This is a genomic window from Bradyrhizobium sediminis (assembly GCF_018736105.1).
GTDB lineage: Bacteria > Pseudomonadota > Alphaproteobacteria > Rhizobiales > Xanthobacteraceae > Bradyrhizobium.
On sequence record NZ_CP076135.1, the window covers coordinates 2,589,953 to 2,602,881 of the forward strand.

The window sequence follows — 12,929 nt, forward strand, 5'->3', positions numbered from 1 at the left end:
CGGCCCGGAGCGGGGGGCATCCGGGCCGCAATCTGATCCGCCAAAGCACCAATCGCTTTGGCGGATCATTGCGTTTTGAGCCGGCCCTTCAAATCCGTTTCCCCGCTGCCCGAACCGCGTTAGACAATCTAATTGCATCGCGACGGCCGGGGACGTGAATTCTTGCTCGAGGGTTTCTACAAGGTCAGGTTCCAGGTCGATGACGCGGTCGGCCGAAGCGTGATGTACGCCCATGGCGGCAGCATGCTCGGCGGCAATTCGGCATTCGCGCATTACGGCACCTATAGCGAGGTCGACGGCGTAGTCACCTCCGAAATCACCAGCCATCGCCATAACGACGACCCCAACTACCAGTCGCTGCTGGGCTTCGACATTGCCACCATCGATGTTCGCGGCTGCGCGGATGGCGACATCTACCGGTTCGAAGGCGGCTCGCCGCAGATGCCGGGCGCGGTGTTCCGCTCGGTGATGACGCCGATCTCCGATCGGATTGTGGCTCCCATGGATGCGGTCGGCGAGGGCGGTATCGTCAACGGCCTCTATTCCATTCACATCAGGATGCTCGACGGAGTCGATGGCGGCCTGACCGGCGTGATGCTGCTCAACGACGGCCGCATTCTCGGCGGCGACGCCTTCTTCTACTATCTCGGCACTTACACCTCGGCGAACGGCCGCTGGAAGGGCGAAATCCTCAACCAGGAGCACACTCCTGCCAGGAGCGAGCACCCGATCTTCGGCGGGCATGAGGTCGGCATCGGCTTTGCCGGCAGCTGCGACGGTCGCGGCGCGCTGCTGGAAGCAACCGCGCTGGCGGGAAGGCGCAGTCTGCGGTTGACCGCGGTGCTTAAGCTGATGCGGCCGGCGTAACCCGATGGCAAACTTGGTTCGGGTCCTGTCGACGCTCGCCTTGAAAGGCGCGATCGGCAATCTTGCGGCGCAATTTGAAGCGGGAGCTGGCGCGCGCATCGACGCCGGTTTCGCGCCGACGCTGGCGCTGCTCGAACGCATGCGCGGCGGCGAGGGCGCCGATGTCGTCATCCTGACCAAGGAGGCGCTCGACGATCTCGCCGCGAAAGGGATTGTGGCGGCGGACAGCCGCGCCGATCTGGCGCGCTCCTTTGTCGGCATCGCCGTGAAGGCCGGCGCTGCGCATCCTGATATCGCAACACCGGAAGCGTTGCGCACCGCGCTGCTGGGCGGTCGCGTGGCCTATTCGCGGATCGGCGCCAGCGGCATCCTTTTCGTGCAACTGATCGAGCGGCTGGGGATCGCGAATGAGATCAACGCCCGCGCAACGATCATTCCGTCGGGCTTCACCGCTGAACGGCTCATCACCGGCGAGGCCGACCTTGCGGTGCAGCAGATCAGCGAATTGAAGCTGGTCCCAGGCGTCGATATCGTCGGACCGATCCCGCGTGAACTGCAAGCTCCGGCCGTGTTCTCCGCCGGCCGCCTGGCGGCATCGGACAACGTGGATCAATCCGACCGGCTGTTGAAGTTTCTCGCCTCGCCGGAGGCGGCGCCGGCGCTGCGGGAGTCCGGGCTGGAGCCTTGAATTGGCCGGCCCTTCGAAGCAAACTTCCGGCAAGATGTGCGCTCTGACCAGATCGCTTCACGCGCTTTCGTTCTCCGTCGCGGTCTCGATCGCGGCGGCTCCGACCTTGGCGCCCGCGCAATCCGCCGATCTCGTTCTATGCGATCGGCTTGCAGCCGATCCTTCCGACCCGGACAGGCCCACCGACGTCAAGGGTGTGTCCGATGTTGCCCCGTCCGATATCGCCACCGCGATCAAATTCTGCAAAACCGCATCCGGCGTGTCGAGGCGGGCGCTGTACCAGCTCGGCCGCGCCTATGCCGCCAACCGGCAAATGCCGGAAGCCATCGCCGCTTGGCGCAAGGCGGCCGACAAAGGCTCCAGCTCGGCGATGGTCGAACTCGGCGTGCTCTATGGGACCGGCGCGGGCGTCGCGAGTGACGAAGCCAAGGCGCGCAAGCTGTTCGAGCGTGCGGCCGAAGCCGGCAATCCGCGCGGCGTCACCAATCTCGCAGCGCTCGGCGGCGGCGGTGCCACCTCGTCGGATCCCGCGCGGGCAAGGGATTTGCTGGCGAAGGCCGCCGAGACCAATGCCGAGGCGCAATACCAGCTCGGGATGATGATGGCGGAGGGGACCGGCGGAGCCAGGGACGACGCCGCTGCGCGCGTGCTGTTCGAAAAGGCCGCGGCGCAAAATCATCCGGGCGCGCTGGAGCGGATGGGCGCTTTCGCGCAGAGCGGGCGCGGCGGCCCTAAGGATTCCGACGCCGCCAAGGCCTATTATGAGCGAGCCGCCGCGCTCGGCGATGCCGGCGCCAAGACGGCGCTGGAGCGCCTGCGTTGCCCCTACGTGATCAAGGACAAGCGCGGCAACGTCGTCACCAACCTCTGTTTTTAGCCTTAGTCCCTGATCAGGATCACGCCGGCGATCAAGAACGCCGCGCCGGCGAGGCGTGAAATGCTGACCGGATGCGCCGCCCGTCCGAATGCGCCGAAATGGTCCAGCGCGATCGCGGCAGCCATCTGGCCCGCGACGACAAGCGCAATCAGCGTGGCCGCGCCGAGCGAGGGCAGCAGCAGGATCATGAGCAGGATGAACACGCCGCCCAGCACGCCGCCGGACCAGGCCCACAACGGCGTATTGGCGACAGCCTTCCATGACGGCAGGTTCTCACCGAGCGCGAGCAGCACGACGATCATCGTCAGGAGGCCGCCGACATAGCTGACGAAGCCTGCCCAGGCGGGGGACCCCAGCGCCGCCCGGAGGCCGCCGTTCAGCACCTGTTGAATGGCCACGCTGACGCCGGCGCCGAGCGCGAGCACGTACAGGAAAATGCCTTGCACATTGTCCCCCAGTCAGTTCCGCATGACCGCCTTGATGGATATCAATAGGTCGGGAATCGCGAAACGCTATATGATTTCCTAATAGGAACTGACGGTTGGAGCATCGAATGAAATTACGCGGATACATAGCGGCATTGCTGATGGCGTGCTCATTGACGTCGCTGGCCGTCGCCCAATCCGGCACCATGCGGGCGACGGGCAGCGCAAAATATGTTCCACAACTCGGCGACCTCATGAACTCGATCCAGACGCGGCACATCAAGCTGTTGTTCGCCGGCAGGGCCCAGAACTGGGGATTGGCGGCTTATGAACTTGGCCAGCTCAAGGCCGGCTTGGTGGAAGCCGCCGTGATGTATGAGGGCATTCCCGTGAGCAACGTCACGACGATGACGGCGCCGATTCAGTCGATCGACGAGGCGATTGCCGCCAAGGACGGCAAGCGGTTTGCAAAGCTGTTCGGCGAGCTGACGGCGGGATGCAACGGCTGTCATCAGTCGATGGACCGCGGCTATATCGTGATGCGGGTGCCGACGGAGCAGCCGTTCAGCAACCAGGTGTTTCCGCCGCAGGGCAAGCCGTAGGGGCGGAACGCCAGCGGGGAACCGCGGTTGAGGAAAATGCTTTACCGAAGGAGGTTCTGCCATGATCCGCAAACTGCCGTCGGGCGAATATCGGCTTTATTCGCGAAAAGTGAACCCGAAGACCGGCAAGCGCCGCAATCTCGGGACCTTCAAGTCGCGCGCGGCGGCGGAAAAGCACGAGCGCGCCGTGCAGTATTTCAAGCGGCACTAGCGGCTTCGGCCGCCGTGCGGCTGAAGCAAACGCGTCATGTACCCGTCGGTCCGGCGGTGCTATCTGGTAGCGACAGATTCGACAGTGCTGCCGGGTACCCCCGTTGTTGGACGGACTTTACAAGGTCGAGTACGGCGTAAACGACGCGTTCGGCCGCAGCGTGATGTGCATGCATGCCGGCAAACTTCTGGGCGGCAATTCAGCCTTCGCCCATCTCGGCACCTATCACGAACAGGATGACGGTGAGATCTCAGCCGAGATCATCACCCAGCGCCACAATGATGACCCCTATTTCAAGCCGCTGATGGGCGCCGACGTCGCCGCGATCAAGGTGCGGGGCAGGGTCGAAGGCGGCAAGCTTCGCTTCGAGGGCAGCGCTGCGCCGGTGCCCGGTGCCGTGTTCTGGGCCGACCTCACGCGGCTCGACGATGCGGCCGTTCCGCCGGTTGGCGCGGTGGGGCCGGGCGGCGTCGTCAACGGGCTCTATTCCATCCATATCCGCACCCTCGACGGCATCGACGGCGGCCTGACCGGCGTCATGCTGCTGATCGACGGCCGCATTCTCGGTGGCGACGCCTTCTTCTATTATCTCGGCTCCTACACCTCGTCCGATGGCCGCTGGAAGGGCGAAATCGTCAATCAGGAGCACACGCCGGCAAAGGGCGAGAACCCGGTGTTCGGCGGCTACGAGGTCGGCATCGGCTTCTCCGGCACCTGCAGCGAACAGGGCGCCGAACTCGAAGCGATCGCGCTCGCCGGCAAGCGCAGCCTTCGCCTGACGGCAACCCTCAAACTGATGCGCCCGGCGTAATCAGCTGGCGTTCTGCTACGCCGCCCTGACCTCGGACAGGAAGCGGTTGAACTGCCCGGCTAGATCCCGCGATTGCGTCGACAGTTGTTCTGCTGCACCCAGCACCTGATTGGCGGCTGAGCCGGTGTGGTCGGCAGCCTGCTGGACGCCGGAGATGTTCGAATTGACTTCCTGGGTACCGCGCGCGGCCTCCTGAACGCTGCGGGAGATTTCCTTGGTCGCCGATCCCTGCTCCTCGATGGCGGAAGCGATGGCGATCCCGATCTGATCGATCTCGGCGATCACGTCGGCGACGTTCCTGATCGCCGTGACCGTTTCGTCGCTGGCAGTCTGGATCGAGGCGATCTGTTCCGAGATTTCGGTGGTGGCCTTTGCGGTCTGGCCGGCCAGCGACTTGACTTCGGAAGCAACGACCGCAAAACCCCGTCCGGCGTCCCCGGCACGCGCCGCCTCGATGGTCGCATTGAGCGCCAGGAGGTTGGTCTGCTCGGCGATGCTCTGGATCAGGGTCACGACGTCGCCGATCTTCTGCGCGCCCTCGGCCAGTGAGCGTGCGGTATCGCCGGTGCGGCGGGCGTTCTCGACGGCGCGTGCCGCGATCGCGGTCGACTGGGCGACCTGACGGCTGATCTCCGAGATCGAGGACGTCAGCTGTTCGGTAGCGCTGGCGACCGTCTGCACGTTGGTCGAGGTCTGTTCGGAAGCCGCAGCGACGATGGCGGCCTGGCGGTTGGTGTCAGCCGCGGTCGAGGACATCGACTGCGCGGTATCTTCCATCGTGGCGGAAGCCGACGACAGTCCGCCGACCAGTTCGGTCACCTTGGCCTCGAAGGCGTGGGTGAGATCGTCGAGCACGCGGGCGCGCCGCATCTTGACGTCGTTCTCCGCTTCCTTCTCCGCGGCCAGACGATCGGCCTTGATCATGTTGTCCTTGAAGACCTGCACGGCGCACGCCATCGCGCCGATCTCGTCGTTGCGGTCGGCACCCGGAATTTCACAGGAGACGTCGCCGCCGGCGAGCTGCGACATCGTCGCGGTGAGGTCGACGATCGGCTTGCAGACGCGGCGGCGGACCATCAGTACGAGGCCGACGCTGGCGATCGCGACAGCGGCGAGGCCTGCAAGCGCGATCAGGAAGCTGAAGCGCGCAGAAGACCAGGCCGAGCCGAGGATATGTTCGGCGTTTTCATAGAAGGCATCGCGCACCTCGATGACCGCCCCGAGGCCGCGTTGCGACTCCGCGAAAAAGGCGGCGGCGTCGTGCTCGAATTTGCCGCTGATGGCGCCTTCCTTGATCATCTTCAGCTCCTTGCCGAATCCCTCGACATAGGCTGCGTTCATGCGGTCGAGCGCGGCTGCGACGTTGGCGGGCGTCGTGGGATTGCCGCGCAACTCCTGCAGCGACATCAGGATCTGGTCGGCCCGGCCCTGGGCGCGGCTCAGATCCATCTTTTCGGCGTCAGTGGCCACGCGCTTGGCGCCGAGGACGTTCTTGTGCAGGCTGGCATTGTAGCCGCCGACGTCACGCAAATTCCAGGCGATGTTGGCATAGCTCGCCTGCCGGTAGGCGTCGCCGTCGAGCAGGGCGATCTTGCGGACCTGCTCGCCGAGCAGCGCCGTGACGCCGTTGTTGAACACGGCGTTGTCGGCGACGATCTTCTTGGCGGCGTCGCGGCGCGCCTCGGCCGGACCGTCGATCGCCTTGTCGATGGCCTCGCGCAGCGCGGCGAACTTGGCATTCAGGACATCCATGGCGCCGGCGACCGCGGCGCCGTCCTCGAGGTCGCCGGGCAGGTTCTTGCGGATCGCGTTCATCTTGTCGCGCGCGCCGTCGGTATTCTTACGGTATTTGTCGTTGAGCTCCGATCGCAACGTCGGGTCCACGGTGGGGGGCCCGAACAGGATGTTGGTGGCGAAGCCTCGTTCGGGGTTGAGATAGCGCGGAATGTCGCCGACGGCGCGAACGATCTCCAGCCGGCGCTGGGCCACCGAAACCTTGTCCATCGTCTGGTATTTGGTGGCGGCAACGTAGACTGCGAGCCCGCCGCCGACGGCGGAGAGCGAGACGATCGCGGCAGTCAGCAGGGTACCGATTTTCATGGGATTTGGACCAATTGCGACGGAGGAGAGGAGCGGGGCCCTTGAACCCTAAGTAATCCGGCTTAATCCCGGGTTTACGTTTCCCGGTCCCTTACTTCATGTTGCAGGCGATCCAGTTGCGGGCGTCGTGGATAGGCCGCGTCGCGCAGCGGCAGGTAAGCTGCCTCGGCAATCAGTTTGTCGATGGTCATAGGCGCGCTGTCACCTCATCGCGGGAATCGAATAGGTGAGATGGCCGGTCCACCAACCGTCATGGGAGAGCCGCAGCGCAAGCAGTCCGACGCCGGCGAAAAGCGCGATCCAGAACAGCGCTGCGGGCATCGACTTCCTCAGTCCGAACAGGCCCATGACCATCAGGAGATCGAGGGTCATGGTCATGACCTGCTCAGTGCGCATCGGAAAATCCCGCGCCGGGATCAGCACTTTCCAGAGAAAATTGCCGATCAGGAAACAGGGCAGCAGGATTGCGATCACCCCGCCGCGGGCCGCGGTGGCGGTGGTCTGCGGTACAGTCATGGCTTTACCCCCGTTTGGCCAGATGGCGTCCGCCTCCCGCAGCTCGGCGGGGAAGGGGGCGGACTGCCCTTCTAGTCGCGTCCAGGCGGAACTGCGTTCAAACGAAGCAGCGAGGTTTTTGTGGGCAAGGTCCATTCAGCGGTTGTCGTCGCCGCCGCTGCTGCTGGGCGCGGATCGCTGATGCGTCGCGCCGCCGGAACTGATCTCCTGGCAAGGCAGTTGCTTCCAAGATCCATCCGGCGCCTGTTCGTAAGCGCTGCACCCCGACAAAGCCGATTTGGCTTCCGCCTTCTGCGCGCCGGCAGACTTCGCCAGCACAGGGGCCGACAGGACAGCCAGCACGGCAATCGGCCCGAGCAGGATGGCGCCTGATTTCCGCATGTGGCCTCTCCTTGTCCGACGTGTAATTTGCAGAAAGAAATTGTGGCGATTTTTTGCCGGGAACAGCTGCGCGGGCGATGACAAGAGTGTGGTGCGTCCGCGTTCAGTGAATTTGGCAAACACCCCCCACGATCCCGCGGCGCGATGCGCCCGAGGTTTTGTCCATCTTTCGTAAGATCAGCCGCGCTCGCGCAGGTCGCGCGCGCGCCCTAGCAGCTTCTTCATGATGACGTCGAGAGCGTTGCGTTCGGCTGACGTGAGGGCGTCGAGGATGTGGCGCTCGCGGGCGCGCGCCAGCGGCACGATCTTCTGATAGAGCGCGCGGCCGGCCGGCGTCAGCCTGAGGATCTTGTTGCGGCGATCGGCCGGATCTTCCTCGCGGGTCAGATAGGCCTTGGTCTCCAGCGCGGCCACCGCGCGGCTGACCGACATCTTGTCAAGCGTAGTGTAGCCGGCCACGTCCTTTGCCGCCATCTGGCGATTGGCCGCGAGCGCCGCGAGCACGCGCCATTCGTGCCGCGTCAGGTCGAAGCGGTCGCTGTAGAGCTGCGCGACGGTGCGCGACACTTCCTCGGCGAGTACCGCCAGCCGGTAAGGGAAAAAGCGCTGGAGATCGATCACGCCGTCGCTCGCTTCCCGTTCCGTCGCCGTTTGCACCTGTGCCACTGTTCAGATCCTCTCTTTGAGCGAGAATGATAATAGTAACAATCGTATCTAATGGAGGCAAGATCGTTTACGTTATCTCCGTCCATATCGTTCAATATTCTACTCGAATATATTGACAAATCCACACTCCAACAGCTCGATTTCAGGAGGGCGGTATCGCTTGACGAAAATAGTAACTAATGTTACTAAATAATCAACGCGCGGATACGAAGCCGAACGCAACGAGGGAGGAATTCATGAAGATCGACCAGATTCATCACGTCGCCTACCGCTGCAAGGACGCCAAGCAGACGGTTGAGTTCTACAAGAAGGTCCTCAATATGGATCTGATCGGCGCCATTGCCGAGGATCGCGTTCCCTCGACGAAAGAGCCCGATCCCTACATGCACATCTTCCTCGACGCCGGGCAGGGCAATATCCTGGCCTTCTTCGAACTGCCGAACTCGCCGCCGATGGGCCGCGATCAAAACACGCCGGACTGGACGCAGCACATCGCCTTCCAGGTCAAGGACATGGACGTCGTCATGGAAGCCAAGGCGCGCGCCGAGGCTGCCGGGCTCGAAGTCGTCGGTCCGACCGACCACAACATCTTCCAGTCGATCTATTTCCGCGATCCCAGCGGACACCGCCTCGAAATCGCCACCTGGACGACGACGCCCGAAAAGATGAAGCGCATGGCCGACAGCGCGCAAGACATGATCGAGGAATGGTCCCGCACCAAGAAGCCGCCGCGTCACACCGCCTGGCTGCACGAAAAGGAGTTCGGCCTGAACTGAGGCCGGACGCAAATTCCATTTGTGAGGGATGCTGCCTCGTCCGGCCCGTTCGCCGGCGGCGGCGGGCGCGTGGGGAGCGGCAAATGCTGAACACCTATCGATATCCGAAATTCGCCTATGTCCGTTCGGATGAACAGATCAGCGGCAAGCCGAGGCGTCACCAGGCGGTGGTGATCGGCGCCGGGCCGATCGGCCTCACCGCCGCACTCGACTTCGCCTACCGCGGCATCGAGACGGTAGTGATCGACGACAGCGACACCGTTTCGATCGGTTCGCGCGCGGTCTGTTACGCCAAGCGGCCGCTGGAAGTATGGGATCGTCTGGGCTGCGGTGACCGCCTGGTCGCGAAAGGTGTGAGCTGGAAGGTGGGAAAGGTGTTCTTCAGGGACAGACTGTCCTACCAGTTCGACCTGCTGCCCGAGGCCGATCACAAGATGCCGGCCATGATCAACCTCCAGCAATATTACCTGGAGGAATACCTGATCGCCGAGCTCGCCAAACGCGATGGCGTCGAGCTGCGCTGGAAGCACAAGCTGCTCAGCCTGAAACAGGCCGACGATCACGTCGTCCTCACGGTCGAAACGCCGGATGGCGTGTTCGCCATGGAGGCCGACTGGGTGATCGCCTGCGACGGCGCCAACAGCGACACGCGCAGGATGGTGGACGCCAAATTCACCGGCCAGTTCTTCCAGGATCGGTTCCTGATCGCCGACGTCGTCATGAAGGCGAGCTTTCCGACCGAACGCTGGTTCTGGTTCGATCCGCCGTTCCATCGCAACCAGTCCGCCTTGCTGCACAAGCAGGCCGACGACGTGTGGCGGCTCGACTTCCAGCTCGGCTGGGACGCCGATCCGAACGAGGAGAAGAAGCCGGAGAAGATCATCCCGCGGGTGCGCGCCATGCTCGGCGACGACAGGGAATTCGAACTCGAATGGGCGTCGATCTACCAGTTCGCCTGCCGTCGCGTCGACAATTTCCGCTATGGCCGCGTGCTGTTTGCGGGCGACGCCGCGCACCAGGTTTCGCCGTTTGGCGCGCGCGGAGCCAATACCGGGGTGGCCGACATCGACAATCTCGCGTGGAAGCTGAAGCTCGTCATTGACGGCGATGCGCCGCTTTCGCTGATCGACAGCTACAACGAGGAACGTGCGTTTGCCGCCGACGACAATCTCCTCAATTCGACGCGCTCGACCGATTTCATCACGCCGAAGAGCCCGGCCAGCCGGCGTTTCCGTGACGCCGTGCTCGAACTCGCCGAGGACAATGCGTTTGCGCGGCCGCTGGTCAACAGCGGGCGGCTATCGACGCCGACGCCATATCTGCACTCGTCGCTGAATACGCCGGACACTGCCCCGTTCAAGGGCAGGATGGCGCCGGGCACCAATTGCGACGACGCGCCGGTCTCGAAGGATGGCCGCAGCGGCTGGTTCCTCAATGGCATCGGCGGCGGCTTCGTGGTGCTGACGTTCGGCGGCGGGCCCGAAGTGCGCGAGATATCGTTCGGCAAGATCAGGGCGCGCGTCGCCGTGGTCGGCGCCGATCTGATCGATGACAAGGGCGTGCTTGCCGGCCGCTACGACGGCCGGCCGGGAACGACCTATCTGATCCGGCCCGACCAGCACGTCGCGGCGCGCTGGCGCGACTTCGATCCGGGAAAAATTGAGAAGGCGCTGGCCCGCGCGGTGGCAGCCTGAAGGAGTGAACGATCATGCCGCTTGAAACCAGGGCCAACATCGCCGATCCCGACGGCTTCTATCAGGAACTGATCGATTCCCAGCGCGATCTGGACGAGGGCCAGGCCGAGTTGATGAACTGCAAGCTCGTGCTGATACTAGCCAACCATATCGGCGACCGCGAGGTGCTGCGCGAGGCGCTGAAGCGCGCGGCCGGGAAGCCGGGCTGTTGAGGCCTGCAAACAATCGTGTGTATGCTCGCTGTTCCCGTGAATTGCCCGCGCAAGGCAGGCGCGGATCCGGTCGCAGGGAGCAGCCGACAACATGAGCCTCTTGAACAATCCATTCGACCCCGCGCGCGAGGCCGCTCTGGTGACGGGCGCGGGCAACGGCATCGGCCGCGCCATCGCGCAAGCCCTGGTGGGCGAGGGCGTGCGAACCGTGTTCGCCGACGTCAACGCCGATACGGTCGCGGCTGCGGTAAAGGCTTCGCCGCGGCCCGAGCTGGCGGTGCCTTGGGTCGGCGACCTCGCCAATCGCGCGGCCTGCGATGCGCTGCTGACGCAGGCGCAGTCCGCGATCGGGCGGATGACCCACTTCGTGCACAGCGCCTCGCCGCCGCGGCGCGAAGCCGATCACGCCATGGCTGTGAGCAGCGAGACCTGGCAGCAGATGCACGCGGTGAATCTCGAGGCCGGTTTTCACCTCGCGCGCGAACTGGCGCGCGCGCTGATCGCGGCCAAACAGCCCGGCTCGTTCCTGTTTCTCACCTCGCTGCATTCAGGCACGCCGCGCAACCTGCCGCATTATTCGACGGCCAAGGCCGGCATGGCCATGCTGGTCAAGGAATTGGCCAAGACGTGGGGCCGCTTTGGAATCCGCGTCAACGCGCTGGTGCCCGGCGCGATCGCCGCCGGCGGCTTCAAGGCCGATCCGGCGCTGGCAAAACACATCCCGCTCGGCCGCCTCGGCCAGGCTGAAGACCTCGCACCGTTGGCGCTGGCGGTGCTGTCGAACCGGGTGTCGGCCTACGTCACGGGAGCCGCGATCGTGGTCGACGGCGGACTGTCGCTGACCAACTGGTTCGAGCCGCCGGAGCTGGGTGAGTTCTGAGAGAGACCACGCGGTGCAGGGGCACCGCAATATAATTCCGCTTTTCTCCCGGGCGCGGCAGCGGGCGTTTGGTCACCGGACCACAGATGCGCTATGCTCGCTGTCGCTGGCGGTGACCGGGATGCGAGGAGTTCGCGAGAGGGTTTCCGAGGCGGGGTAGCATCCATGATGACTTTACCGGAACTGGCGGCAGACTCCCTGGAAGAGTTTCTCGGTTCCTATATGCGCCGCCGGTTCGGGTCATCGCAAACCCGCCTCATCGAGATCGTGCCGGCGGCGGCGCGCATCGCGCTCGAATGCATCGGCAACAGCGACGCGCTTTACCACAATGTCGAGCATACGCTGCTCGTCACGCTGGCGGGACACGACATCCTGCGCGGCCGTGCGTTGCACAGCCAAATGACCGCGGACGACTATGCGCATGTCATCATCGCCTGCCTGACCCATGACATCGGTTATGTGCGCGGCCTGTTCAGGGACGACGACGCCGACGGATTCGTGATCGATGCGGCCGGCAGGAAGGTGACCTTGCCGCGCGGTGCATCGGACGCCGGCCTGATGCCGCACCATGTCGACCGATCGAAGCTCTACGTGATGCGGAGGATCGATGGCATTGCTCCGCTCAACAAGCAACGCATTGTCGACGCGATTGAAGGCACCCGGTTTCCACCCCGGACAGACCAGCAATGGGATGAGGAGGCCTCGATCGTGCGGGCGGCGGACTTCATCGGGCAGCTCGGCGATCCCAACTACATCAGGAAGGCAAACGCGCTCTACCACGAGTTCGAGGAGGTGGGCATCAATCGCCAGCTCGGTTATGATTCGCCCGCCGACATCGTCAATCGCTATCCCCAGTTCTATTGGGACAGCGTCGCGCCGCATATTCAGACCGAGATACGCTATCTCAACATGACGTCGAGCGGACGGCAGTGGATCGCTAGCCTGTACAGTAATGTCTTCCGCGCCGAACGGGATATCTCGCTTTCCGGCCCGCAGCGGTAGGCGTCGCCCCGGCGGCCGGCGCTGCGCAACCGCAAGCTGTGACCGGAACATCACACCTGAATGAAATCGTGCAGGGGGATGCCATGCCCGCACCGGCCGGTCACGGATCCGCCCCGATTGGATCGCGCCATGGGCGTGTTGGATTCTGCTTGGGCTTGGGGGCGCGAGTTGGGGATACGACATGTTGTCCATCGGCTGTGCCAGAGGTTTGTGGGTCGACG

16 protein-coding genes are annotated in these 12,929 nt (G+C 64.1%); 11 read left to right on the forward strand and 5 right to left on the reverse strand.

Translation table 11 applies throughout. The features are described 5' to 3' along the window. Positions 1 to 162 precede the first annotated feature (162 nt). Genes KMZ68_RS12320 through KMZ68_RS12330 form a run of 3 tightly spaced genes read left to right on the forward strand, consistent with a single transcriptional unit; the run spans position 163 to position 2,432 of the window. Positions 163 to 867: a GrlR family regulatory protein gene (locus KMZ68_RS12320; RefSeq protein WP_215616013.1), complete on the forward strand. Its 705-nt coding sequence runs from the start codon at positions 163 to 165 to the stop codon at positions 865 to 867. A gap of 4 nt (positions 868 to 871) precedes the next feature. Beyond that, a complete protein-coding gene (locus KMZ68_RS12325; protein ID WP_215616014.1) occupies positions 872 to 1,555 on the forward strand; it encodes a substrate-binding domain-containing protein in 684 nt (227 codons plus the stop codon). 34 nt (positions 1,556 to 1,589) lie between these two features. Then, on the forward strand, positions 1,590 to 2,432 hold the full coding sequence (locus tag KMZ68_RS12330) for a tetratricopeptide repeat protein (RefSeq protein ID WP_215616308.1): 843 nt from the start codon (positions 1,590 to 1,592) through the stop codon (positions 2,430 to 2,432). Between the two features lie 2 nt (positions 2,433 to 2,434). Here KMZ68_RS12330 and KMZ68_RS12335 read toward each other — a convergent pair whose 3' ends face one another. Then, positions 2,435 to 2,878: a DMT family transporter gene (locus KMZ68_RS12335; RefSeq protein ID WP_215616015.1), complete on the reverse strand. Its 444-nt coding sequence runs from the start codon at positions 2,876 to 2,878 to the stop codon at positions 2,435 to 2,437. 107 nt (positions 2,879 to 2,985) lie between these two features. On the opposite strand from KMZ68_RS12335, the gene KMZ68_RS12340 reads away from it, so the two are divergent. From KMZ68_RS12340 to KMZ68_RS12350, 3 genes are all read left to right on the forward strand, one after another. Continuing rightward, entirely contained in the window at positions 2,986 to 3,459 is a 474-nt protein-coding gene (locus KMZ68_RS12340; protein WP_215616016.1) for a hypothetical protein, read from the forward strand. Between the two features lie 61 nt (positions 3,460 to 3,520). Continuing rightward, complete coding sequence (locus KMZ68_RS12345; protein WP_215602199.1) at positions 3,521 to 3,670, forward strand: hypothetical protein; 150 nt, start codon at positions 3,521 to 3,523, stop codon at positions 3,668 to 3,670. 103 nt (positions 3,671 to 3,773) lie between these two features. Continuing rightward, entirely contained in the window at positions 3,774 to 4,481 is a 708-nt protein-coding gene (locus KMZ68_RS12350) for a hypothetical protein (protein ID WP_215616017.1), read from the forward strand. A gap of 15 nt (positions 4,482 to 4,496) precedes the next feature. Here KMZ68_RS12350 and KMZ68_RS12355 read toward each other — a convergent pair whose 3' ends face one another. The 4 genes from KMZ68_RS12355 to KMZ68_RS12370 all read right to left on the reverse strand — a co-directional run bounded on the left by KMZ68_RS12355 (position 4,497) and on the right by KMZ68_RS12370 (position 8,144). After that, entirely contained in the window at positions 4,497 to 6,581 is a 2,085-nt protein-coding gene (locus KMZ68_RS12355; RefSeq protein ID WP_215616018.1) for a methyl-accepting chemotaxis protein, read from the reverse strand. Positions 6,582 to 6,782: 201 nt separating this feature from the next. After that, complete coding sequence (locus KMZ68_RS12360) at positions 6,783 to 7,097, reverse strand: hypothetical protein (RefSeq protein ID WP_215616019.1); 315 nt, start codon at positions 7,095 to 7,097, stop codon at positions 6,783 to 6,785. Positions 7,098 to 7,232: 135 nt separating this feature from the next. Beyond that, on the reverse strand, positions 7,233 to 7,601 hold the full coding sequence (locus KMZ68_RS12365; RefSeq protein ID WP_215616020.1) for a hypothetical protein: 369 nt from the start codon (positions 7,599 to 7,601) through the stop codon (positions 7,233 to 7,235). Positions 7,602 to 7,655: 54 nt separating this feature from the next. Then, positions 7,656 to 8,144 (reverse strand): MarR family winged helix-turn-helix transcriptional regulator, encoded by a 489-nt coding sequence (locus tag KMZ68_RS12370; RefSeq protein ID WP_215616021.1) that lies wholly within the window; start codon positions 8,142 to 8,144, stop codon positions 7,656 to 7,658. 236 nt (positions 8,145 to 8,380) lie between these two features. Between KMZ68_RS12370 and KMZ68_RS12375 the strand changes: the two genes are divergently transcribed. The 5 genes from KMZ68_RS12375 (at position 8,381) to KMZ68_RS12395 (ending at position 12,708) form a co-directional block, all read left to right on the forward strand. Then, positions 8,381 to 8,920, forward strand: coding sequence for a VOC family protein (locus KMZ68_RS12375; RefSeq protein ID WP_215602195.1), 540 nt, complete (start codon positions 8,381 to 8,383; stop codon positions 8,918 to 8,920). An 83-nt stretch (positions 8,921 to 9,003) separates the two neighbouring features. Continuing rightward, positions 9,004 to 10,614, forward strand: a complete 1,611-nt coding sequence (locus KMZ68_RS12380; RefSeq protein ID WP_371741453.1) for an FAD-dependent oxidoreductase — start codon at positions 9,004 to 9,006, stop codon at positions 10,612 to 10,614. A gap of 14 nt (positions 10,615 to 10,628) precedes the next feature. Further along, on the forward strand, positions 10,629 to 10,826 hold the full coding sequence (locus KMZ68_RS12385; protein ID WP_215616022.1) for a DUF2783 domain-containing protein: 198 nt from the start codon (positions 10,629 to 10,631) through the stop codon (positions 10,824 to 10,826). A gap of 91 nt (positions 10,827 to 10,917) precedes the next feature. Continuing rightward, positions 10,918 to 11,706, forward strand: coding sequence for an SDR family NAD(P)-dependent oxidoreductase (locus KMZ68_RS12390; protein ID WP_215616023.1), 789 nt, complete (start codon positions 10,918 to 10,920; stop codon positions 11,704 to 11,706). Between the two features lie 165 nt (positions 11,707 to 11,871). Further along, on the forward strand, positions 11,872 to 12,708 hold the full coding sequence (locus tag KMZ68_RS12395) for a metal-dependent phosphohydrolase (protein WP_215616024.1): 837 nt from the start codon (positions 11,872 to 11,874) through the stop codon (positions 12,706 to 12,708). Positions 12,709 to 12,929: the final 221 nt, after the last annotated feature.

Excerpts from the sequence above, each read along its gene's own strand:
- KMZ68_RS12355 (WP_215616018.1), bottom strand. The coding sequence starts at position 6,581 with ATGAAAATCGGTACCCTGCTGACTGCCGCGATCGTCTCGCTCTCCGCC.
- KMZ68_RS12390 (WP_215616023.1), top strand. The coding sequence starts at position 10,918 with ATGAGCCTCTTGAACAATCCATTCGACCCCGCGCGCGAGGCCGCTCTG.
- KMZ68_RS12375 (WP_215602195.1), top strand. The coding sequence starts at position 8,381 with ATGAAGATCGACCAGATTCATCACGTCGCCTACCGCTGCAAGGACGCC.
- KMZ68_RS12340 (WP_215616016.1), top strand. The coding sequence starts at position 2,986 with ATGAAATTACGCGGATACATAGCGGCATTGCTGATGGCGTGCTCATTG.
- KMZ68_RS12380 (WP_371741453.1), top strand. The coding sequence starts at position 9,004 with ATGCTGAACACCTATCGATATCCGAAATTCGCCTATGTCCGTTCGGAT.
- KMZ68_RS12330 (WP_215616308.1), top strand. The coding sequence starts at position 1,590 with ATGTGCGCTCTGACCAGATCGCTTCACGCGCTTTCGTTCTCCGTCGCG.
- KMZ68_RS12360 (WP_215616019.1), bottom strand. The coding sequence starts at position 7,097 with ATGACTGTACCGCAGACCACCGCCACCGCGGCCCGCGGCGGGGTGATC.
- KMZ68_RS12325 (WP_215616014.1), top strand. The coding sequence starts at position 872 with ATGGCAAACTTGGTTCGGGTCCTGTCGACGCTCGCCTTGAAAGGCGCG.
- KMZ68_RS12385 (WP_215616022.1), top strand. The coding sequence starts at position 10,629 with ATGCCGCTTGAAACCAGGGCCAACATCGCCGATCCCGACGGCTTCTAT.
- KMZ68_RS12345 (WP_215602199.1), top strand. The coding sequence starts at position 3,521 with ATGATCCGCAAACTGCCGTCGGGCGAATATCGGCTTTATTCGCGAAAA.
- KMZ68_RS12395 (WP_215616024.1), top strand. The coding sequence starts at position 11,872 with ATGATGACTTTACCGGAACTGGCGGCAGACTCCCTGGAAGAGTTTCTC.